The 22,949-nt window shown below is 70.6% G+C and carries 16 protein-coding genes; 10 read left to right on the top strand and 6 right to left on the bottom strand.

Translation table 11 applies throughout. The annotated features are described in order from the left end of the window. Positions 1–119 precede the first annotated feature (119 nt). The 3 genes from AVS7_RS20335 to AVS7_RS20325 are packed head-to-tail and all read left to right on the top strand — an operon-like array spanning position 120 to position 2,547. A complete protein-coding gene (locus tag AVS7_RS20335) occupies positions 120–983 on the top strand; it encodes an oxaloacetate decarboxylase (RefSeq protein ID WP_020229906.1) in 864 nt (287 codons plus the stop codon). Positions 984–986: 3 nt separating this feature from the next. Next, positions 987–1,778, top strand: a complete 792-nt coding sequence (locus AVS7_RS20330; RefSeq protein ID WP_020229905.1) for an IclR family transcriptional regulator — start codon at positions 987–989, stop codon at positions 1,776–1,778. A 31-nt stretch (positions 1,779–1,809) separates the two neighbouring features. Further along, positions 1,810–2,547: an alanyl-tRNA editing protein gene (locus tag AVS7_RS20325; RefSeq protein ID WP_020229904.1), complete on the top strand. Its 738-nt coding sequence runs from the start codon at positions 1,810–1,812 to the stop codon at positions 2,545–2,547. 71 nt (positions 2,548–2,618) lie between these two features. On the opposite strand, the gene AVS7_RS20320 is transcribed toward AVS7_RS20325, so the two are convergent. Continuing rightward, complete coding sequence (locus AVS7_RS20320; RefSeq protein ID WP_049696976.1) at positions 2,619–4,502, bottom strand: fibronectin type III domain-containing protein; 1,884 nt, start codon at positions 4,500–4,502, stop codon at positions 2,619–2,621. After that, positions 4,499–5,515, bottom strand: coding sequence for a tail fiber domain-containing protein (locus tag AVS7_RS24600; protein WP_024001951.1), 1,017 nt, complete (start codon positions 5,513–5,515; stop codon positions 4,499–4,501). The genes AVS7_RS20320 and AVS7_RS24600 overlap by 4 nt, the downstream gene beginning before the upstream one ends. Positions 5,516–5,715: 200 nt before the next feature. Between AVS7_RS24600 and AVS7_RS20310 the strand changes: the two genes are divergently transcribed. Beyond that, positions 5,716–7,911 carry a protein-disulfide reductase DsbD gene (locus AVS7_RS20310; protein WP_082176602.1) on the top strand — a complete coding sequence of 732 codons (2,196 nt, stop codon included), beginning with the start codon at positions 5,716–5,718 and terminating at the stop codon, positions 7,909–7,911. Between the two features lie 13 nt (positions 7,912–7,924). Beyond that, entirely contained in the window at positions 7,925–8,548 is a 624-nt protein-coding gene (locus tag AVS7_RS20305; protein WP_020229901.1) for a thioredoxin family protein, read from the top strand. Here the strand turns inward: AVS7_RS20305 and AVS7_RS20300 are convergent. From AVS7_RS20300 to AVS7_RS20290, 3 genes are all read right to left on the bottom strand, one after another. Further along, positions 8,545–10,962: a TonB-dependent siderophore receptor gene (locus AVS7_RS20300; protein ID WP_020229900.1), complete on the bottom strand. Its 2,418-nt coding sequence runs from the start codon at positions 10,960–10,962 to the stop codon at positions 8,545–8,547. The two genes, AVS7_RS20305 and AVS7_RS20300, sit on opposite strands and share 4 nt — an antisense overlap. An 87-nt stretch (positions 10,963–11,049) precedes the next feature. Next, positions 11,050–11,991 carry a FecR domain-containing protein gene (locus AVS7_RS20295; RefSeq protein WP_020229899.1) on the bottom strand — a complete coding sequence of 314 codons (942 nt, stop codon included), beginning with the start codon at positions 11,989–11,991 and terminating at the stop codon, positions 11,050–11,052. Next, complete coding sequence (locus AVS7_RS20290; RefSeq protein WP_020229898.1) at positions 11,988–12,515, bottom strand: sigma-70 family RNA polymerase sigma factor; 528 nt, start codon at positions 12,513–12,515, stop codon at positions 11,988–11,990. Before AVS7_RS20290 ends, AVS7_RS20295 begins: the two co-directional genes overlap by 4 nt. Before the next feature lie 109 nt (positions 12,516–12,624). Here AVS7_RS20290 and AVS7_RS20285 point away from each other — a divergent pair, with 109 nt between their 5' ends. From AVS7_RS20285 to priA, 5 genes are all read left to right on the top strand, one after another. Next, on the top strand, positions 12,625–13,140 hold the full coding sequence (locus AVS7_RS20285; RefSeq protein WP_020229897.1) for a CoA-binding protein: 516 nt from the start codon (positions 12,625–12,627) through the stop codon (positions 13,138–13,140). Positions 13,141–13,196: 56 nt separating this feature from the next. Then, a complete protein-coding gene (locus AVS7_RS20280; RefSeq protein WP_020229896.1) occupies positions 13,197–14,516 on the top strand; it encodes an O-acetylhomoserine aminocarboxypropyltransferase/cysteine synthase family protein in 1,320 nt (439 codons plus the stop codon). After that, positions 14,513–17,992, top strand: coding sequence for a DNA methyltransferase (locus tag AVS7_RS20275; RefSeq protein WP_020229895.1), 3,480 nt, complete (start codon positions 14,513–14,515; stop codon positions 17,990–17,992). The genes AVS7_RS20280 and AVS7_RS20275 overlap by 4 nt, the downstream gene beginning before the upstream one ends. A 38-nt stretch (positions 17,993–18,030) precedes the next feature. Then, positions 18,031–19,128: a uroporphyrinogen decarboxylase gene (hemE, locus tag AVS7_RS20270; RefSeq protein ID WP_020229894.1), complete on the top strand. Its 1,098-nt coding sequence runs from the start codon at positions 18,031–18,033 to the stop codon at positions 19,126–19,128. Positions 19,129–19,753: 625 nt separating this feature from the next. Beyond that, on the top strand, positions 19,754–21,880 hold the full coding sequence (gene priA / locus AVS7_RS20265; RefSeq protein WP_020229892.1) for a primosomal protein N': 2,127 nt from the start codon (positions 19,754–19,756) through the stop codon (positions 21,878–21,880). Positions 21,881–21,922: 42 nt separating this feature from the next. Here the strand turns inward: priA and AVS7_RS20260 are convergent, their stop codons facing one another. Continuing rightward, positions 21,923–22,879 carry an AEC family transporter gene (locus AVS7_RS20260; RefSeq protein WP_034691290.1) on the bottom strand — a complete coding sequence of 319 codons (957 nt, stop codon included), beginning with the start codon at positions 22,877–22,879 and terminating at the stop codon, positions 21,923–21,925. Positions 22,880–22,949 lie beyond the last annotated feature (70 nt).

Here is a 22,949-nt window from a genome sequence, read left to right as displayed (position 1 = left end):
GAACGGTGGCTCGGCCCCGCGGTTCCACATCCATGGAATGCGCCCCGCCGTACTCGACGCGGGCATTGCGCGCCCTCCCGCCCTGCGGCTACGCTCGGCGCAAATTTCAGGAGACCTGCATGACCTCTTCCGCCGCACGGAGCGCACTGCGCGAGCGTTTGCGAAGCGACACGCCCCTCGTCGTCCCCGGCTGCTTCGATGCACTCAGCGCACTGCTGGTCCAGGCCAGCGGGTTCGAGGCCGTGGTGGTTTCAGGCTTCGGCGTTTCCGCCTCCCTCCTGGGCCAGCCCGATGCCGAGCTGTACACCGCCACCGAGATGGTCACGGCCTGCCGCCACGTCGCGCGGCGCGTTTCCATTCCCGTCCTGGCCGACGCCGACAACGGCTATGGCAATGCGATCAATGTCATGCGGACGGTGGCCGACCTGGAGCAGGCAGGCGTCGCATCGATCACGCTGGAAGACCAGCGCAGCCCGAAGCGCTGCCCGCTGATCTCCACTTCCAGCGACCTTGTCAGCGTGGAGGAAGCCTGCGGCAAGCTGCGTGCGGCCTTGCATGCGCGGCGCGACCCCGCGATGCTCATCGTCGCCCGCACCGACGCCCGCGACGAAGCCCAGGCCCTGCACCGCGCCCGCGCCTATGCCGCCGCGGGTGCCGACGCCATCAAGATCATCAGCCCGGTGCTGGCGCGCCACGCTTTCCTGGGCGAATTGCGCGCCGCGATGGGCGGCAAGCCCGTGTTCATCTCCAGCCTGGGCTGGGCTGCCACCCAAGACGCGCGCTCGTTCCACGGCCTGGCCAGCGTCATCACGCACCCCCTGTTGCCGCTGGCCACGGCCGCCAGCGCCATGCGCGCCAATCTGGACGCCCTGCGCGCGAACGGCCCTCTGCCGGTCGCGCCGCTGGGCGTGCCGGCCATCGAGCATCTGCTGGGCCTGGAGGCCATCCAGCGCTGCGAAGAAGCGTTCCTGCCGTCCCCATAAGCCATGCCCGCCCCTTCCGAGGTCAAGAGCGCCGCGCGCGTGCTCGAACTGCTGGAGCTGTTCGACCAGCTGCAAACGCCGCTCACCTTGCGCGAAATCGTCGAGCGCACCGGCTATCCCCAATCCAGTACGGCGGCATTGCTGGCCACGCTCATACAGCGCGGCTACGTCATGCACGACCGCAGCAGCGCCGAATATGCGCCCACGGCGCTCGTCGCCCACCTGGGGCGCTGGGTGGGCGGCGACGGCATATCCACCCATCCGCTGATCCGCCGCACCGTCGCCTGGCTGCACCGCCAGACGGGCGAGACCGCCATCGCCGCGGTGCAGTTGGGCACTTATGTGCGTTACGAAATCGTGTCGCAGGACGCGCGGCCCAAGGTGGTCATGACCGAGCCGGGTGTGCTGCGCCCGATATGTACCTCGGCGAGCGGCCTGGCCCTTCTCAGCCGGCTGGACGATGCCACGGTGCGCGCCCTCGTGCGGCGGGCCCAGCGCGAGCGCCGCGGCATCACCGTGCCCGTGCGCTGGCCGCAGGTGCGGCAGCAGCTCGAATGGGCGCGCCGCTACGGCTTTGCCGTCTCGCGCGGCGGCGTTTTTGCGGGGACGGGCATGGTGGCCATGCCACTGCCCCTGCCTGTGAACGGCCAGGGCGTCGCGCTCGGTGTGGGCGGTCCCGTGCCGCGCCTGGATGCCCAGCTGAGCCACATCGTCGAAGCCTTGCGGCAGGCGATGGACATGGTTTTCCGTCCTGCGCTGCAGGGTTCGCAGCCCATGCCGGCCAACAAGGCCTGACCTGGCGGCCCGCCCGCTACCATCGCCTTCCATGACCCACGACCTCTTCCGCCAAGACAGCTACCTGCGCGAATGCAGCGCCCGCGTCACCGCGCTCACGCCCGACGGCGGCGTGGTGCTGGACCGCACCGTGTTCTACCCCCTGGGCGGAGGCCAGGCCGGCGACGCCGGCGTGCTGGTGCGCGCGGACGGCAGCCTGCTGCCCATCGCCGACACGCGCAAGGGCAAGGATGCCGACGGCCAGCCCACGGCCGGCATCGTGCACCTGCCCGCACCCGAGCAGGCCCTGGGCCTGGCGGCGGGCGACGCGGTGACGGCGCGCATCGACTGGGAGCGGCGCCACCGGCTCATGCGCTTTCACACCACCACGCACCTGCTGTGCCACATCGTCGCGCAGCCGGTGAACGGCTGCTCGATCACGCCGGACTACGCGCGCATGGACTTCCACATGGACGGCGCGCTGGACAAGGACCAGCTCACCGCCGCCATAGCCCGCCTGGTGGCCGAGGACCACGCCGTGGCCATCGGCGAGATCACCGACGCCGAGCTGGACGCCAGCCCCCAGCTCGTCAAGAGCATGAGCGTGCAGCCCCCGCGCGGCACGGGCGTGGTGCGCACGGTGCGCGTGGGCAGCGCCGGCACGCAGATCGACCTGCAGCCCTGCGGCGGCACGCACGTGGCGCGCACGGGCGAGATCGGCGCGGTGGTGGTCGCCAAGATCGAGAAGAAGGGCGCCATGGCACGGCGCGTGGTGTTGGGCATGGCCTGACGGCCGGTGGGCCACCCCGTTTTTCATAGCGGCCTGCGCTTTCCAGTCAAGCGCTGCAGGCCTATTTCACTTCAAACCCGGCCGCCCGAACGGAGTCGGCGGCGACCACGCCAACCCAGCAGCAGCGCCAGCAGTGCCAACGCCCACGGCGACAGCGCGGGGATGCTGGCTGCGCCGCCGGCCGCCATCGCGCCCACGCCGCCGGGGTCCACGATGCGGCCGTTGGGTGTGGGCACGCCGTCATCGTCGCCAGGGCCGCCGTCGTACAGCGTGAGCATGGCCGTGGTGGCGCCAGGGCTGGCCTGGGCGCCGCTGAACGGGGCCCAGGCGCCGCCATGCAGCTTCCAGTAGCGCACGCCCTGCGGCAGCGCGCTGGGGTAGGCGACGGTCACCGTGACAGCCGTCGCGTCGCAGCCGTGCAGCACGAAGTCCAGCAGGCCGTGCGGCAGTTCCAGGCCCAGCGGCAGCGGCGTGCTGGCGCTGGCAGCGGGCAGCAGCTGCACGCGCTCGAACGCGCAGGCGCCGCCGCCGGCCACGCTCACCGACACGGAGCCCGTGCCCGTGGGGGACTCGGCCGCGAACGCCTTGGCATCGGCCAGCGGCGTGACGGAGCTGGACGGGGCCGATCCGGTGCCGCCCGCGTCGTTGATGGCCCGCACCGTGAAGGTGTAGGTGCGCCCGTTCTCCAGTCCGTGCACGGTGCATTGGGTGAGCGGCGGCGCAACGGCGCAGGTCCTGGCGGGGTCCTGCACGGCCTGCACCGCATAGCCGGTGATACCGCCGCCATTGGCAGCGGGCTCCGACCAGTGCACGGATGCCTGGGCATTACCCGGCACTGCCGCCACACCCGTGGGGGCACCGGGTGCTATGGCTTGGACCGGGAAGCTCTGTTGCACCGGCGCGGCACCAGCCCAGGCCGGGTTGCCGGGCTGGGTGGCCTCAATGGTGCAGGTACCCGATGCCCGCAGCGTGACCGTGCTGCCCGATACCGTGCACACGGCGGGCGTGACGGAGGCGAACGCCACGGGCAGCAGCGAGGTGGCGCTGGCAGACAGCACAGGCGCAGTGCCGAAGGTTTGGCTGCCGGGGTTGGGGAAGGTGATGGCCTGCGCCCCCTGGGTTGTGACAGGGCTGCTAGGGTCGGAAGGCGTACCCGGGCCGGAATCGTTGCTGGCCGCGACGATGAAGGTATAGGCCACGCCATTGGTCAGGCCTGCGACGAGGCAACTGGTGTCGGCCGGCCCAGCCGTGCAGGAGCCGCCGGGCGACCCCGTGACGGCATAGCCCGTGATGGCGCTGCCGCCGCTGATGGCGGGAGCCGACCAGGATACAGTGGCTTGGCCGCCGCCCGGCACGGGCGTGGCAACCACGTTCGCGGGCGCGCCTGGAGCGGCGCCGCCGGTGAAGTGCACGTCCGCTGCCACATGCGCATTCGTTTGCATGCGCCATGCCGCAGGGCCCAGGGCGATGGTCGCATCGCCCCCGCCAGAAGACTCGACCTGGATCGGCGTTCCACCCGTGCCTGCCAGGGTCAGCGAACCAGAGACTGTGGTGTCGGCTCCCGGCGGGAAGACGAAGCTGCGCCCCGCCGCACTGGTCAGCACGAGGTGATGGAAGGCGTTGGCGCCGGTCAGCACGGCCGGCGCGGACGAGCAGCCATCCGAGAAAGCGATCGTGCCGGCTCCCGCGCCAAAGCTGCCCGCATTGCTCCAGCTACCACCCACCTCCAGAGTCCCGGTGGTCACGGCCACCGAAGCGCCCACGGCGATGGCCAAGTCACCCGCCCCTTCCACACTGCCACCGAGCAGGGCCAGCGCACCGTGCACGTCGAGCGCGCCGCAATGCAGGGCAACCGCGCCCGGCGACACGATCTCGACCGTGGCGCCGGGCGCCACCTCCACAGCGGCCTGCGCCGCGCCCACGGCCAGCAGCGCAGCAGCAGTCAGGGCCTTCATTGACCAGCCGCGCCCAGCGCGCGCTCGATGGCGGCCAGCCGCTCGCGCAGCGCCTGGTTCTCGGCGCGCAGCGCGGCGATCTCGTCGCCCTGGCGCAGCGTGCGCGCGTCCAGCGCCTGCACGCCGGCAAGCGCCACGCCGTCGGCATCCACCGTGCCGATGCTCTTGTCGTCCTGGCCCAGGCCGAATGCCGCGCGGAAGTCCTGCGAGGTGGGCCCCAGATGGCGCACCTCGCCCGGTTCGGCGCGATAGCTCCACTCCTGGATGGGCACGGAGCGCAGGCGGGCCAGCACCGCCTCGCCATCCACCGGTGCGAACAGGTGCTTGCGATTCACATCCGATGCGTTCTGCCACACCCCACCAGTGGTGAGCATGGCTCCGGTAGAGGTGGAGATCACCGCGCTCGCCTGCCCCCAGTTGCTTACCGAGGCACCCGACTGGATGGTCACACCGGTGGACAGATTAGACGAGGTGAAGATGCGAAAGCCTCCACTGACGCGCCAGCTGGCGGAGTGGTTCACGCCTGCCCGTACTTCGTCCACGCTGGAACGGTCGCTAAACACGAAACTGCCCTGCCGGGCATTGGTATGCGCGTGGTAGCCCAGCGCAACGGAGGCTGCACCACTGGCGGTATTCGTGTCCCCAGCGGCGAACGAAGCGGCACCTGCCGCGACGGAGCCGTTGCCGAATGCCACTGCATGGGCGCCCAGGGCCCGCGTATCCAGCCCGGCGGCGAACGAGTAGTCGCCCAAGTTCGCGCTGTCCCACTGCGTGCCAGTGACCTGCCCTACTCGAAAGGCCGCTTTTTCGGGAATCCAGACCAAGCGAGTGCCCGCCCCCTCCACCGGCGCCACAGGAGTGAATACGGTGTTGTCATAAGCCCCGCCCACGTACAAGGCGCCCGTGCCATGCACACTGGCCCGCGCCGTGCCGCCGCCATCGCGCACGGTAAATAGCGGGTCGGGTGACTGGGCATGGACCCAGGCAGCAGCCGCGCACAGAGCGGTGGACATGATCGTCGAGCGAGTGAGGGCAGCAGGCATGGCAAGCGTCCGTGAACGGAGGGCGTCAAAAAGAAAGAGGGTGATTTAAACCGAACTCACAATTATTCACAATCCGTCACACTCCCTCGCCTCCCCTACCATTGGCCAGTTCCCGAAGTCGATAGGCCTTGCAGGAACCAAACCATCGCCCTGCTGCTCCCACCCCTGCCATGCCCCACCGCCTGCCGCAGCGCCTGCTGCACGCTTTATTTTTCATAGCAGCCAGCGCTTTATCCACAGGCGCTGCAGCCCAATTTCATCTCAAAACCTCGGTCACCCCAGGCAGCAGCACGGTGGCCACGCCGCACGTGCAGGCCGAGCTGGTCGCGCAGGCGCCCGATGGCGTGGGGCCGGGCAAGCCGCTGTGGCTGGGCCTGTCGATCACGCACCAGCCCGACTGGCACACCTACTGGAAGAACCCTGGCGACTCCGGCCTGCCCACGCAGCTCGAATGGACGCTGCCGCCCGGCATGGATGCGGGCGAGGTGGCCTGGCCCGTGCCGCGCAAGATTCCCATCGGCAACCTGGCCAACTACGGCTACGAGGGCACGGTGCTGCTGCCCGTGCCGGTCACCGTGTCGCCCGCCTTCCAGGCCGGGCCGCTGGCCAAGGAGGTGACGGTGCAGTTGCAGGCCTCGTGGCTGGTGTGCCGCAAGGAATGCATTCCGGAGGAAGGCACGTTCACGCTGCAGCTGCCCATCCAGGGCACGACGGCGCTGCACGCGGCGGCGTTCGCAGCAGCCGAGCAGGCCCATCCCCGGCCGCTGGCCGCGCCGGCCACGGATGAGGGCAGCAGCGCGCACGTGGAGGGCAACGCCCTCGCGGTGAAGGTGGCGGGCCTGCCGCCCGCGCTGCACGGGCAGACGCTGGAGGTGTTCGCCGAGACCACGGGCGTCGTGGAAACCGCCGCCGACGTGGTGCAGCAGTGGCAGGGCGATACCTGGGTGGCGCGCCTGCCGCTGTCGCCCCAGCGCAGCGCCAGCCCCGACCCGATGCCGGTGGTGCTGGCCCACGGCGGCCAGGGCTGGCGGGTGGCGCTGCCGGTGGCCAGCGGCTGGCCGCAGGTGGCGGCTCCGGCCACCGTCTCGCCCGCGCTGGAGGCGGCGCTGCGCGCGAATGCGGCCGATGCCGCTGGTGCGCCAGCCCCCGCCCCGGTGCCCGTGGGCCTGTGGCTGGCGGCGCTGGGCGGCGCGCTGCTGGGCGGGCTGCTGCTCAACCTGATGCCCTGCGTGTTCCCGGTGCTGGCGATCAAGGTGGTGGGTTTCGCGCGCCACGCGCAGGACCGCCGCGCGCACCGCATCGGCGGGCTGGCCTATACGGTGGGCGTGGTGCTGTCGTTCCTGCTGCTGGGCGCGGGCATGCTCGCGCTGCGCGCGGCGGGCGAGGCCGTGGGCTGGGGCTTCCAGCTGCAGTCGCCCGCCGTGGTGGCGGGGCTGGCCGCGCTGTTCACGGTGATCGGGCTCAACCTGGGCGGCGTGTTCGAGTTCGGGCGCATGCTGCCGTCGTCGCTCGCCAGCCTGCAGGCGCGCCACCCGGTGGCCGACGCCTTCCTGACCGGCGTGCTGGCCGTGGCCGTGGCCTCGCCCTGCACGGCGCCGTTCATGGGCGCCTCGCTCGGGCTCACGGCCACGCTGCCGGGGGCGCAGGCGCTCTCCATCTTCGCAGCGCTGGGCCTGGGGCTGGCGCTGCCGTACCTGCTGGCGAGCTGGCTGCCCGGCTTCGCGCGCGCCCTGCCCCGCCCCGGCGCGTGGATGGAGACACTGCGCCGCGCCATGGCCTTCCCCATGTTCGCCACCGTGGTCTGGCTGGTGTGGGTGCTGGGCCAGCAAAGCGGCATCGACGGCGCGGCGGTGCTGCTGGCGCTGCTGGTGGTGCTGTCCATGGCGGTCTGGGCGCTCACGCTGCGCGGGCGCGGGCGGGCAGTGCTTGCTCCGCTTTCGATAGCTGCTTGCGCTTGGTTGGTCTGGACCTGGGGCCCAAAGATCACTGAAATCCAGGCGGAACAAGCGCAACCAGCTATCGCATCAGGAGCATGGCAGCCCTGGCAGCCGGACCTGCCCGGTCAGTTGCTGGCCCAGGGCCAGCCGGTGTTCGTGGACTACACCGCCGCGTGGTGCGTCACCTGCCAGTACAACAAGCAGACCACGCTGGCCGACACCGACGTGCTGCGCGACTTCGCCGCGAAGAACGTGGCGCTGCTGCGCGCCGACTGGACGCGGCGCGACCCGGCCATCACCGCCGCGCTGGCGCAGCTCGGCCGCAGCGGCGTGCCGGTGTACGTGCTGCACGCACCGGGCCGGGCGCCCGTGGTGTTCAGCGAAATCCTCGGCGCGCGCGAGCTGCGCGCGGCCATCGCCAACCTCTGACAGGAGAAACGCCATGCCAACGCTTTGCCGCCGCAGCCTGATCGCCACCGCCGCCCTGCTGGCCTTCGCCACCGGCGCATCGGCCCAGACCGCCGCCGTGGGCCAGCCCGCGCCCGCCTTCACGCTGCAGGACACGGCGGGCAAGACGGTGCGCCTGTCGGATTTCAAGGGCAAGTACGTGGTGCTGGAGTGGACCAACCCCGGCTGCCCCTTCGTGCGCAAGCACTACGACAGCGGCAACATGCCCGCCACGCAGAAGGCCGCGCGCGAGCAGGGCTGGGTGTGGCTCGCCATCAACTCCACCGAAAAGGCCAGCGGCGACTACTTGGCGCCGCCCCAGCTCGCCGCCTGGCTCGGCGAGCGCAAGGCCCAGCCCACGGCCGTGCTGATGGACGAGGACGGCTCGGCAGGCCACGCCTACGGCGCGCGCACCACGCCGCACATGTACATCGTCAACCCGCAGGGCGTGCTGGTGTATGCGGGCGGCATCGACAGCATCCCCTCGGCGCGCGTGGCCGACATCGAGAAGGCCACCAACTACGTGAAGGCGGCGCTGGCCGACGTGGCGGGGGGCAAGCCCATCGCGGCGGCCACCACGCAGGCCTACGGCTGCACGATCAAGTACAAGCCGTCCTAAAAACGGTACTTCATGCGCACGGTGACGCTGCGCGGGTCGCCGTAGCGGCCGGACCCGCCCACGGCGGCGTAATACGTCTTGTCGAACAGGTTGTTGACGTTGAGCTGGAAGTCCAGCCTGGGCGTGGCCTGGTAGATCCCGAAGAGATGGACCAGGGCATGACCGCTCTGCTCCACGTCCGCCCCGGTCGGGCTGCCGTTGCGGCCCGTGGCGTAGATCCGGCTCTGCCAGCTCAGGTGCCCGCCCAGCGTGACCCGGTGCAGGGCGCCCGGCAGCCGATGGGCGCTGGTCAGGCGCAGCAGGCTCGACGGCTCGGTGGTCTGCACGCGCACGCCCATGCGGTCCTTGGAGATGCGCCGCGTGAACCCGGCGGACAGCTCCCACCCGCGCAGGGGCTCGCCCGAAACCTCCAGCTCGTAGCCGCGCGTCGTGGCGCCGTCCACCGTCTTGTAGCGGTACTCGCCCTCGATGATCTCGTCCAGTTCGGCCAGGTTGTCCTGTTTCACCTTGAAGACGGCGGCGGAGACGTTCAGCCGCCCGCCATACAGCTCGCCCTTCAGGCCCGCCTCGACGTTCGTGCCGACGAGGGGCTTCAGCAGCGCGTTGTGCCGGTCCCGCAGCGTTTGCGTCTGGAAGATGTCGGTGTAGCTGGCATAGGCGGAGACGTTGCGCGAGACCTCGTAGACGATGCCCGCGTAGGGCGTCAGCTCGTTGCGGTACGAGGCGGTGGTGACCGTGCCGCGCCAGTCCTGCGCATAGTCGGCATGCGTGAGGCGGGCCCCGGCGATCAGCTTGAGCGGCTCGGCCAGGTGCCAGCGGGTGGCGGCATAGAGGGCATCTTCCTTGCGCTGCTCGCGGTTGAAGTGGCTGTAAGCCGTGCCGTACTCCGGCGCGGGGTAGCTCTGGCGGTCGTTGTAGCTCGCCAATACGCTGGAGCGCAGCAGCGTGTGGTAGCTCGCCACATAGGGCTGGCTGCTGCGCGCATAGCCCAGGATCAGCTCATGGGTGCGGCCCAGCAGGGAGAACGGGCCGCTGGCATGCACGCTCACGGCCCGCTGGCGGCCTTGCGTGTCGTAGCTGTTGAACCAGGGCGACACGCCTTCGCCCGTGGCGCGGTCCGGATAGCCGTCGAGCCCCATCACGCGCACGCTGCCGCGCGTATCCCGGTGCGCGAGGTGCAGCTTGGCCTGCCATCCGTTCCCGAACCGCTGCTCCAGCGTGGCGAAACCCACCACGCGCCGCACATCGGCGTAGGTCCACGGCGGGCTGGAACTGGTGGAGCGGGGAAACCGCGCGGGGCTGCCGTCCGAATAGAACAGCGGCACGGTGGAGCCGAACGTGGTGCCGCCGGCATGCCGGTTCTGGTAGTCGATGCCGGCGGTCAGCAGCATGCCGGGGGCCAGGTCCGCCTCCAGCACGCCGTACAGCCCGGAGATGTCCTTGCTGTGGCTTTCCAGGTAGGACTTGCGGTCGAGGTATGAGGCCACCATGCGCCCCCGGATGCGGCCGTCGGCCGCCAGCGGGCCCGAGAGGTCCAGCTCCGTGCGGTACGCATCCCAGCTGCCGGCGCTCAGCTGGACATGCCCCTGGAATTCGGCCGTGGGTTTCTTGCGCACCAGGTTGATGGCGGCCGAAGGCTGCCCCGTGCCGGACAGCAGGCCCGTCGCTCCGCGGACGATTTCCACGCGGTCGTAGATGGCGGTGTCGGAGACGAAGTCCGTGTCGTACCGGTTGTCCTCCACGAGGGGAATGCCGTCGTACTGGATCTTGCTGATGTCGAAGCCGCGGGCGCGGAAGACCACGCGGTCGGTCTCGCTGGCGCTGGTGGTGATGCCCGTCGTGCGCTCCAGCACCTGGGCCACGTTGCCAAGCCCCTGGTCGTCCATCTGCTGGCGCGTCACCACCGTCACCGACTGCGGCGTTTCGCGCATGGACAGGTTCAGGCCCGTGGCGGTACCCATGCTGCGCGTGGTGTAGCTGCCCGTGCCTTCGGTCGTGTCGCCGCGTTCGGCCTGGGCGGTCACCCGCACGGCATCCAGCGTGGCAGGCGCGGCGGAATGCACTTCGGGAACGGCCCGCAGCTGGTACACGCCAGGGCCGCGCACCACGGCCTCCAGGCCGGTGCCGGCCAGCAGCCGCGCCAGTCCTTCGCGCACGCTGAAGCGCCCCTGCAGCCCCGGGCTGCTGCGGCCCCGTACCAGGGGCTGGGGCATGTCCAGGCTGATGCCCGCCTGGGTGGCGAAGCGCGCCAGCGCATCATCCAGCGCGCCGGGGGCGATGCGGTATTCCTGCGCGGCCTGGGCCGGCTGGGGCGCGCCCTCGGCGGGCTGGGCCGGCGCGCCCGTGGCGGCGCAGGCCAGGGCCAGCAAGGCAGCGCGGGCCGCTGGGCGGATGAGGGAATGGCAGCGGGCCATGGGAATTCTCCTGAAGAGGGTTGAGCGACGTTTCTTCAGGTTTCACACGCCAGCCGCGGAAAAGGGACACGGCGGCGCGAGGAAATTTCAGGGGCCGGGCGCGGTCACCACCACCCAGTAGCGCGTGCGGTAGGCCACGGCCACGGGCAGCAGCTGCGGCAGGCTTTCGATCACCGCCGTGGTGTCGCGCAGCTGGAACACGCCGGAGATGCGCAGGCCGGCCACGGCCGGGTCGCAGCGCAGCACGCCCGGGCGGTAGCGGTCGAGCTCGGCGGTGAATTCCGCCAGGCGCATGTCGCGCACGTGGAGCACGCCGCGCGTCCAGCTGTCGGCCTGGGGCTCCACGGGCTGCGGCGGCCCCGCCCGCTCGCGCGCCATGCGCGCCTGCTGGCCTGCGCGCAGCACCAGCGCGGCGGCCCCGGGGGCGGCGGGCTGCGCCTGAACCGCGCCCTCGAACACCGCCACGCGCGTGTGGCCGTCCTGCTGCCGCACGGTGAAGCGCGTGCCCAGGGCCTGCAGCACGCCCTGGGCGGTGGCCACGCGCAGGGGGCGCGGCGGCGCCTGCGTGTCGGGGGCGGTTTGTATGTGAATCGCCCCCGAGCGCAGGCGAATCAAGCGCTGGGCGCTATCGAATTCGATGTCCACGGCGCTGGCCGTGTCCAGTTGCAGGCGGCTGCCGTCGGCCAGCGCCAACGTCCGGCCCTCGCCCGTGGCGGTGCGGTGGCCGGCCGCAGGCGCGTGGCGCCAGGCCAGCCAGCCGGCGGGCGCGGCCACCAGCAGCAGCGCCAGCGCCCGCACGGCGGCGCGGCGCCGCTCGCGCCCCAGCACGGACAGGGCCACGGCCGGCGGCAGCTGCGCGAAGGCCTGGCCCACGCGCTGGGCACGCTCCCAGGCGAGCGCGTGGCTGGGGTGCGCCTCGCGCCAGTGCGTCCAGCGCTGGCGGTCGGCCTCGGTGGCCCCGCCCGACTGCAGCAGGAAGAACCATTCGGCCGCCTGCAGCGCGACGGCTTCGTCCACCACGCCGCTCATGGCAGGTGCACGATGCAGCAGGCCATGGCCTGGACCATGTAGCGCTTGACGGTGCGCTCGCTGCGGCCCAGGCGCGCGGCGATCGCGGCGTGGCCCAGCCCTTCGAGCTGGGCCAGCAGGAAGGCGGTGCGCACGGGCGCGGGCAGGCCGTCGAGCGCGGCGTCGATCTGCTGCAGTGCCTCCAGCAGCAACGCGCGCTGTTCGGGCGAGGGGGCGAGCGACTCGGGCAGCCGGGCCAGCGTTTCCAGATAGGCCTGCTCCAGCGCGCGGCGGCGGTGCAGGTTGACCAGCAGGCGCTTGGCGACCAGCGCGAGATAGGCGCGGGGCTCGTCGAGCTGCCAGCCGCGCTGCTTCTCGGGCGTGGCGTCGGGGGCGGCCAGCAGGCGCACGAAGGTGTCCTGCGCGAGGTCGGCCGCATCCCAGCCATTGCCGATCCTGCGGCGCAGCCAGCCCAGCAGCCAGCCGTGGTGGGCGGTGTACAGGTGGGCAATCGCGCGGTCGTGAACGCTCTGGACGGCAGGCATGGGCGGAGGTGATTCGCCGGCAGGGGCGGCGAACGCAGGAACGATGGTATTGGGAATGATTCCTATTATGAGGCAGCCACCCCGGCGAGGCGCACCTACACTCCGGGACATGAGCCGCACTCCCGACACCATCAGCACCCTGCGCGACCTCCTCACGCGCTGCCGCACCCTGGCCGTGGTCGGCCTGTCGCCGCAATGGCACCGGCCCAGCTACTTCGCGGCCAAGTACATGCAGGCGCACGGCTACCGCATCGTTCCGGTGAACCCCGTGGTCGCGCGCGAGGGCGGGCAGATCCTCGGCGAGACCGCCTACGCCGGCGTGGCGGAGGCCGCCGCCGCCCTGGCCGCGCAGGGCGCGAAGATCGACATGGTGGACTGCTTCCGCAAGAGCGAGGACATCCCGCCCTTGGCCGAAGAGGCCATCGCCATCGGCGCGCAATGCCTGTGGCTGCAGCTCGGCGTGCTCAACGAGGAAGCCGTGCGGCGCGCGGAAAGCGCGGGCCTGCGCACCGTGCAGAACCGCTGCGTGAAGATCGAGCATGCGCGCCTCTTCGGCGGCCTGGGCTGGATGGGCGTGAACACCCAGGTGATCTCGGCCAAGCGCCTGCGCCAGCTCCCTTATTGATAGCTGCTTGCGCTTGAATGGCAAGCGCTAGAGGCATATTTCACTCAAAGAACACCATGCGAGACGACACCCCCTCCGGCGCCGACCGCGCCTTCGGCTTCGGCACCCGCGCCATCCATGCCGGCGCCCAGCCCGACCCCGTGACCGGCGCGCGCGCCACGCCCATCCACCAGACGACGAGCTTCGTCTTCGACGACGCCGAGCACGCGAGCAGCCTGTTCAACCTGCAGACCTTCGGCAACGTCTACAGCCGCATCAGCAACCCCACGGTGGCCGTGCTGGAGGAGCGCATCGCCAGCCTCGAAGGCGGCCGTGCGGCCCTGGCCTGTGCGAGCGGCATGGCCGCGCAGATGGCGGCGCTGCTCGCCATCCTGAAGGCCGGCGACCACATCGTGGCGGCCAGCACGCTCTACGGCGGCACGGTGGGGCAGCTCGGCGTGGGCTTTTCGCGCCTGGGGATCGAGACCACCTTCGTCGATCCCGCCGACCCCGAGAACTTCGCGCGCGCCATGCGCCCGAACACGCGCGCCGTGTACGGCGAGACCATCGGCAACCCGCTGGTCAACGTGCTCGACATCGGCTCCATCTCCGAGGTGGCCCGTGCCCACGGCGTGCCGCTGGTCATCGACAACACCGTCGCCAGCCCCTACCTCTGCAACCCGCTCGCGCTCGGCGCCGACATCGTGGTGCACAGCGCCACCAAGTACATCGGCGGCCACGGCACCACGATGGGCGGCGTGGTGGTGGAAGGCGGCAAGTTCCCGTGGGACAACGGCAAATTCCCCGAGATGGTCGAACCCAGCCGCGCCTACCACGGCGTGAAGTTCTACGAGACCTTCGGCGACTTCGGCTACACCATGAAGGCGCGCATGGAGGTCAACCGCACCTTCGGCGGCGTGCTCTCCCCCATGAATGCGTGGCAACTGCTGCAAGGCGCCGAGACACTGCACCTGCGCATGCGCGAGCACTGCCGCAACACGCTGGCGGTCGCGAAGTTCCTGCAGCAGCACCCGCAGGTGGCCTGGGTCAACTACCCCGGCCTGCCCGATTCGCCGTATCACGAACTGGCGCGCAAACAGTTCCGCGCGGTGGATGGCAGCCCCGGCGCCTCCGGCATCCTGACCTTCGGCGTGAAAGGCGGTGCCGCGGCGGGCGAGAAGTTCATCGACGCCTGCGAGTTCCTGAGCCACCTGGCCAACATCGGCGATGCGAAGACGCTGGTGATCCACCCCGCATCGACCACACACCGGCAGCTCAGCGAGGAGGAGCTGGCCCGCGCGGGCGTGGGCGCGGACATGGTGCGGCTGTCGGTGGGCATCGAGGATGTGGACGACATCCTGTGGGACATCGACCAGGCGCTGGGGCGGGCGGCATGACGGACGCCGCCGCCCACGACTTCATCGCCCGCTGGAGCGGCACTGCCGCCAGCGAACTGGCCACTGCGCAGAGCTTCGTCATCGACCTGTGCACCCTGCTAGGCGTGGACAAGCCCCACGCCACGCCCGCGCAGGACTACATGTTCGAGCGCCCCATCACCTTCACCCACGGCGACGGCAGCACCAGCAGCGGGCGCATCGACTGCTACCGGCGCGGCCGCTTCGTGCTGGAGGCCAAGAAACTCAAGGCCGCCGCCACGGCCCGCAGCTTCGACGACGGCCTGCTGCGCGCCCGCAGCCAGGGCGAGAACTACGCCCGCGCCCTGCCCGCATCGGAAGGCCGCCCGCCCTTCGTGCTGGTGGTGGACGTGGGCACCGTCATCGAGGTGTATGCCGAATTCAGCCAGAGCGGCGGCACCTACACCCCCTACCCCGACCCGCGCAGCCACCGCCTGCCGCTGGCGGATCTGGCCAAGCCCGAAGTGCGCGAGCGGCTGCGCCGCATCTGGGAGGAGCCCGAATCGCTCGACCCCGCCAGGATCAGCGCCCAGGTCACGCGCGAGGTGGCCGCGCTGCTGGCACGGCTGGCGAAATCGCTCGAATCGCCTGCCGCCAAGACGGGACGGGACGGGACGGGAAATTATACATCAAATACGGCGCAAACGCAATACCAGCAAGCGCAAGAAGCTCCTGAAATAGTAGCAAATTTCCTCACCCGCTGCCTGTTCAGCATGTTCGCGGAAGACGTGGAACTGCTGCCCAAGGGCGCCTTCCTCGGCCTGCTGCAAACCCACCGCAACAACCCCGCCACACTGCGGCAGATGCTGCGCACGCTGTGGGCCGACATGGACCGGGGCGGCTTCAGCCCAGCGCTGGCGCAAGACGTGCTGCACTTCAACGGCAAGCTGTTCAAGGGCGCGGCCGAAGACGGCTACAGCCTGCTGCTCACCCCCGAGCAGATCGACCTGCTCATCGAAGCCGCCCGCGCCAACTGGCGCGAGGTGGAGCCCGCCATCTTCGGCACCCTGCTGGAGCGCGCCCTGGACCCCGCCGAGCGCCACGCCCTGGGCGCGCACTACACGCCCCGCGCCTACGTGGAGCGGCTGGTGCTGCCCACGGTGATCGAGCCCCTGCGCGCAGCCTGGTCCGACGCCCAGGCTTCAGCGCTCGTGCTGGCACACGAAGCTGCCGCACTGGAAGACAAGGCACGCGATGCCAAACTGGCCGAGGCCCGCGCCGAAGTGCAGAAATTCCTGCACCAGCTCTGCGCCACCCGCGTGCTCGACCCGGCCTGCGGCAGCGCCAACTTCCTCTACGTGACGCTGGAGCACTTGAAGCGCCTGGAGGGCGAAGTCGTCAACCAGCTGGAAGCGCTGGGCCACACGCAGGACCAACTGGGCTTCGAGGGCGAAACGGTGACGCTGCAACAACTGCGCGGCATCGAACTGAGCGAACGCGCCGCTGCCCTGGCCGAGCTGGTGCTGTGGATCGGCTACCTGCAATGGCACATCCGCAGCCGGGGCCGCGCCAGCGTGGCCGAGCCGGTCGTCCACAACTACGGCAACATCGAATGCCGCGACGCCGTGCTGGCCTGGGACGCGCAGGAAGTGGCCTACGACGGCGCAGGCCGGCTGCAGAGCCGCTGGGACGGCAGCACGTTCAAGACACACCCGGTGACCGGCGAGCCCGTGCCCGACGAAGCCGCGCAGGTGCCGCAATGGCGCTACCTGGGAGCGCGCAAGGCCGGGTGGCCGCAGGCGGATTTCATCGTGGGGAACCCGCCGTTCATTGGCGCGGCCAGCATGCGCGCCGCCCTGGGCGACGGCTACGTGCAAGCCCTGCGCGGCGCATGGCCCGACGTGCCCGAAAGCGCCGACTTCGTCATGTTCTGGTGGCACCACGCGGCGCAGCAGGTGGCCGCCGGAGCAGTGCAGCGCATGGGCCTCATCACCACCAACAGCCTGCGCCAGACCTTCAACCGCCGCGTGGTGCAGGCCGCGCTGGATGCAGGCACGCACCTGCACATGGCCGTGCCCGACCACCCCTGGGTGGATGCGGCCAACGGTGCCGCCGTGCGGATTGCGATGACGGTGCTGGCGGCGGGCAGCGGCGAAGGCCGCTTGCAGACCGTGACGGCGGAGCAGGCGGGCGAGTTTGGCGAGATGACCGTGGCGCTGGATGAGCAGCAAGGGCTTATCCATGCGGATTTGCGCGTGGGGGCGGATGTGGCAGGAGCGAAACCACTTCAGTCCAACGAACGCCTGACTTTCCGTGGCGTGACGCTAATGGGTTCAGGCTTCTGGGTTGCACCTGATGACCCGCTGATCGGCACCGAACCTGCTGCCCTGAAGCCACTGCGCAATGGGCGTGACCTCACGGACAGCCCACGCGGGGTCTATGCCATTGATTTTTTCGGCCAAACCCAGGAGTCCGCGCGTACTCAATTCCCCGCTGCATACCAGCGCGTGCTGGAGGGTGTAAAGCCTGAACGCGACCAATCTCAACGAGCGTCCTACCGCGAAAAATGGTGGCTGTTTGCGGAGCCTCGGCCAGACATGCGCCAAGCGCTTCATGGGCTGCCCCGATTCATCGCCACGCCCATGACCGCCAAGCACCGGACCTTCCAGTTCTTGCCCGAAGGCGTGCTACCAGATCAGGGACTGATCGCCTTCGCAACCAGCGACGCATTTCATCTGGGCGTGCTTTCCAGCATCGTGCATCTTCAATGGGCTGCCGTGCAGGGTGGAACACTCGAAGACCGTCCGCGCTACAACAACTCCCGCTGCTTCGAGACCTTCCCCTTCCCCGCCGAAGACACCCCGCACCGCGCCCGCATCGCCCAACTGGCCGAACAGATCGACGCCCACCGCAAGCGCGTGCTCACCCAGGACGGCCTGACCCTCACCGGCCTCTACAACGTCCTTGCCGCCCTGCGCGAAGGCCGCACCCTCAGCGCCAAGGAGAAAGCCATCCACGCCCAGGGCCTGGCCGGCGTGCTGCGCGAGCTGCACGACGAGCTGGACGCCGCCGTGCTCGCCGCCTACGGCCTGCCCGCGCAGGCGGATACCGGCGCCATCCTCGCCCACCTTGTCCAGCTCAACGCCCAGCGCACCGCCGAGGAGGCCCCGGGCCGAGTGCGCTGGCTGCGGCCCGCGTTCCAGAATCCGCAAAATTCGCCGCAAAATCAGGAGCTGCCAGCGCTTGATGGACAAACGCCAGAGGCTGATTTTGATTGTAAAAAATCGCTATCGAAACAAGAGCAATCTCCCTGGCCCGCCACTCTGCCCGAGCAGGTGCGCGCCGTGGCCGATGCACTGGCCAGCAGCCCCGTGCCGCTGACCCTGCCCGCCATCGAAGCACGCTTCAAGGGCCGGGGGCCGTGGAAGAAGGGCCTGCCCACGCTGCTGCAAACGCTGGAAGCGCTGGGCCGCGCCCAGCCCGTGGCAATGGAAAGCGGCCCAGCCTGGCGGGGCTGAACAGGTTCCGGCCGGGACGGCCTGCGACAATCGCCCGCATGAGCTTCGCCCCCCTCCAGAACGACACCTTCCTGCGCGCCTGCCGCCGCCAGGCCACCGACTACACGCCCCTGTGGCTCATGCGCCAGGCCGGGCGCTACCTGCCCGAGTACAAGGCCACGCGCGCCAAGGCCGGCAGCTTTATGGGGCTGGCGACCAACGTGGACTACGCCACCGAGGTCACGCTGCAACCCCTGGAGCGCTTTCCACTCGACGCGGCCATCCTGTTTTCCGACATCCTCACCGTGCCCGACGCCATGGGCCTGGGCCTGTCGTTCGCCGAAGGCGAGGGGCCGCGCTTCGCCCAGGTGGTGCGGGGCGAAGCCGAAGTCGACCGGCTGGCCGTGCCCGACATGGACAAGCTGCGCTACGTGTTCGACGCCGTCACCAGCATCCGCCGCGCGCTGAACGGCCGCGTGCCGCTGATCGGCTTCTCGGGCAGCCCCTGGACGCTGGCCTGCTACATGGTCGAGGGCAAGGGCTCGGACGACTACCGCCTGGTCAAGAGCCTGATGTACGCCCGCCCGGACCTGATGCACCGCATCCTGGCGGTGAACGCCGACGCCGTGGCCGCCTACCTCAACGCGCAGATCGACGCGGGCGCGCAGGCCGTCATGGTGTTCGACTCCTGGGGCGGCGTGCTGGCCGACGGCGCGTTCCAGCAGTTCAGCCTGGCCTACACCCGCCGCGTGCTGAGCGCATTGAAGCGCACGGGCGTGGACGGCCAGGACGTGCCGCGCATCGTCTTCACCAAGGGCGGCGGCATCTGGCTGCCCGAGATGCAGGACCTCGGCTGCGAGGTGCTGGGCCTGGACTGGACCGCCAACCTGGGCAAGGCCCGCGCCATCGTGGGCGCCACCCATGCGCTGCAGGGCAACATCGACCCCAACGCGCTGTTCGCCCCGCCTGAAGCCATCGCGGCCCAGGCGCGTGCCGTGCTCGACAGCTTCGGCACGCCGCACACCGACCCGGCCACCACGGGCCCCACGCACATCTTCAACCTGGGCCACGGCATCAGCCAATTCACGCCGCCCGAGCACGTGGCCGCGCTGGTGGAGACGGTGCACAGCCATTCGCGCCGCCTGCGCGCACGCTGAAAAAGACGCTGGCGCCTCGCGCTGCCGGCTTGACTTATGCACACTGCCGCGCTAGCCGCGCGGCGCCGCAGCGCGCGGCGGCGCACCCGCCGCGCAGGCCGCAAAATCCCACGGATGGCGCGCAAGCCGTTGATTCATATAAGCGGCCTGTCCATGCCGCTTTTGTGTGCAGGATAAGAAGAGCGCGCAGTGACAAGGCTTTGCGACGGGTCCAGCCGGGATATCAACAAAGTTATCCACAGAAAAGCTGAACTTCTCTCAAATTCCTTGCAAAATCAAACACTTGCCGGATGCTGTGCATGCGAAGTCTCTTTTTCGGCATTTCTCCTAGCATATTTCCAGCCATGCGCAGCGCTTGACAGGCCAGTTGTACACATGCTTGGCCGAGCGGAGGCCGCCCCGCTGCGACACCCGGGGGTGCGCGCCGGCCATCTTGCGGTGCAGCAAAGATCATTGATTCATATGCTTTTTTTGGCGCCAACCCCTGCGAATGTGCTAGCACCCGCGCACGCATCCACGGCACGTAGCGGGGCATGGAGGGCAGCTATCAACAAAGTTATCCACAGAACGGCCATTTTCTGGGGACAAGACTGTGGAATCATGCGAACCCGCCGCTGACCGACCGATGCCCGATTCCGCTCCACCCGCCCCTCCCGCCGCTGCCGGCTGCCTGGTGCACGTGGCCGTCAACACACCCGCGCACAGCGCCGTGGGCGGGCTGCTGACCTATGCCAGCACCCAGCCCCTGCCGCCCGGCACGCTGGTGCGCGTGCCCCTGGGCACGCGCGAGGTGCTGGGCGTGGCGTGGGATGCGCCCGCTGACGCCACCGCCCTGCCGCCCGGCACGGCGCCGCGCGCGGTGGCGGGCGTGCTGGACGGCGTGCAGCCCCTGCAGGCCGCCTGGCGCCGGCTGGTGGCCTTCACCGCGCGCTACTACCAGCGCGCCCTGGGCGAGGTGGCGCTGGCCGCCCTGCCGCCGCAGCTGCGCGACCTGACGCCCGCGCAGATGGCGCGCCGCCTGCGCCGCCCCGCCGCCCCGCCCGTAGACGCGCAAGAACCTGCAAAAACCATAGCGCTTACCGCAGAGCAGGCAAGCGCCTGCGGCCAAATTGACTCACAACCCGGCCCCTTCCTGCTGTACGGCAGCACGGGCAGCGGCAAGACCGAGGTCTACCTGCACTGCGTGCAGCAGGCCCTGGCCACCGCCCCCGAGGCCCAGGCGCTGGTGATGGTGCCGGAGATCAACCTCACCCCCCAGCTGGAGGCGCGCTTCCGCGAGCGCTTCGCGCCGCTCTACGGCGAGGCCGCCGTGGTCAGCCTGCACAGCGGCATGACCAACCCCCAGCGCCTCAAGAGCTGGCTGGCCGCGCACACCGGCGCGGCGCGCATCGTGCTGGGCACGCGCATGGCCGTGTTCGCCAGCCTGCCGGGCCTGGCGCTCATCGTGGTGGACGAGGAGCACGACGCCAGCTACAAGCAGCAGGAGGGCGCGCGCTACTCCGCGCGCGACCTGGCCGTGTGGCGCGGACGCGAGCAGGGCGCAAAGGTGATCCTGGGCAGCGCCACGCCATCGCTGGAAAGCTGGCACGCGAGCAGCCCCGAGGTCGGCCGCTACCAGCGCCTGCACATGCCCAGCCGCATAGGAGCAGGCGAGCTGCCGCGCCTGCGCCTGGTGGACATGGCCCAGCAGCCGCGCGGCGCCGTGTTCGCGCCGCCGCTCGTGGCCGCCATCACCGAGCGCGTGGAGCGCGGCGAGCAGTGCCTGGTGCTGCTCAACCGCCGCGGCTTCGCGCCCGTGCTGCACTGCCACGACTGCGGCTGGAAGAGCGACTGCCCCCACTGCAGCGCCCACCAGGTGTTCCACAAGAGCGACCGCACGCTGCGCTGCCACCACTGCGGCTTCGCCCAGCGCGTGCCGCGCGCCTGCCCCGCGTGCGGCAACCCGGACATCGCCCCCGTCGGCCGCGGCACCGAGCAGCTCGAGGAGCAGTTGGCCGCGCTGCTGCGCAACGTCATCACGCCCGAGCGCCGCGCCGCGCGCGTGGCCCGCATCGACGCGGACACCACCCGCGCCAAGGGTGCGCTGGAGGAGCAGCTCGCCCAGGTGCACGCCGGCGAGGTGGACGTGCTCGTGGGCACGCAGATGATCGCCAAGGGCCACGACTTCCGCCGCATCACGCTGGTGGCCGCCGTGCAGCCCGACGGGGCCCTGTTCTCCAGCGACTTCCGCGCGCCCGAGCGCCTGTTCGCGCTGCTGCTGCAGGCGGCGGGCCGCGCCGGGCGCGACGCGCGCTACGTGGCCGCCCAGGGCCAGCCGCCCGAGATGTGGGTGCAGACCTGGCACCCCGACCACGCCGTCTACGCCGCCCTGCGCCGCCACGACTACCCGGCCTTCGCCGCCCGCCAGCTGGCCGAGCGGCAGGAGGCCGGCATGCCCCCCTTCGCCCACCAGGCCCTGGTGCGCGCCGACGCCCGCACGCAGGAGGCCGCGCAGGCCTTCCTGCAAGGCGCGGCCGACGCGGCCAGCGCCGCCGCGCTGCCGGGCATGGACGACGTGTTCCTGTTCCCGCCCGTGCCCCTGGCCGTGCAGCGCGTGGCGGGCGTCGAGCGCGCACAGATGCTGCTGGAGTCCCCCAGCCGCGCAGCCCTGCAGCGCTTCCTGGCCGCGTGGCAGCCGCTGCTGCACGCCGAGCGTGCGCGGCACAAGGGGCTGGCGCGCTGGCTGGTGGACGTGGACCCGCAGGCGATTTGAGGCCAAAACAGCCTCCAGCGCTTGTCCAGCATGCGTGAGCAGCTACTCGATCAATAGCACCACGGCCGCCGAGAAGCTGAGGAACGCCAGCGCGGTGGATACCAGGATCACCCGCGCCACGCGCCCGCCGTGCGCGCCGAAGCGCTCCACCAGCAGCGCCACGTTGCTCGCGCTGGGCAGCGCTGCCACCAGCACCATCACCGTCAGCGCGAAGGGCGGCAGCGGCGCGCCCAGCGCCATGGCCGCGCGGCCCACGCACCACACCAGCAGCGGGTGCAGCACCAGCTTGGCCAGCGCCAGCGGCACATAGAGGCGCGCCGGCACGCGCTCGTGCTGGTTCATCTGCGAGCGCGCCAGCACCGCGCCGATGGTGAACAGCGCCACGGGCGAGGCCGCGCCCGCGAGCATGGCCAGCGTCTGGTCCACGGGGCCGGGCAGGCGCCACTGCAGCGCCGAGGCCACTCCCCCCAGCACGATGGACCAGGGCATGGGATTGGTCGCCATGCCCTTGAACGCATTGCGCAGCGCCACCGCCACGCCGTGCGCGCCCGCGCCGTCCAGGCGCGAGAGGGCGATGCACAGCGAGCTGGTGATGACCATGTCGATGGTCAGCACCAGGATGACCGGCCCCGCGCTGCGCTCGCCCATCAGCGCCACGAGCAGCGGCACGCCCATGAAGCCGGTGTTGGGAAACGCGGTGACCAGCGCGCCGAAGGCCGCGTCGTTCCAGCCGATCGACCCGCGCCGCGTGAGCGCGATGGTGGCGCCCACCACGAGCAGCGCGCACAGCAGGTAGACGCCGGCCACGGCCGGGTCCAGCAGCTGCGCGATGGGCGTGCCCGCCCCGAAGCGGTAGAGCATGCACGGCAGCGCGAAATACAGCACGAAGGTGTTGAGCCCGCCGATCGCCGTCGTGGGCAGCGCGCCCGCGCGCGTGGCGATGTAGCCGCAGAGCACGAGGGCGAAGAAGGGGAAGGTGACGAGCAGGACGGACAGCACGGACGGCATTCTCGCCTGAGCTCCGGCCGGCATCCGCTACCATCGAAGCGCTACCCCAAGGAGACAACGA

Origin of the sequence: Acidovorax sp. MR-S7, from assembly GCF_000400995.2 — a bacterium.
Taxonomy (GTDB): Bacteria; Pseudomonadota; Gammaproteobacteria; order Burkholderiales; family Burkholderiaceae_C; genus MR-S7.
The sequence above is the reverse complement of the archived record's forward strand: the minus strand, read 5'-3'. Positions and strand labels throughout refer to the sequence as shown.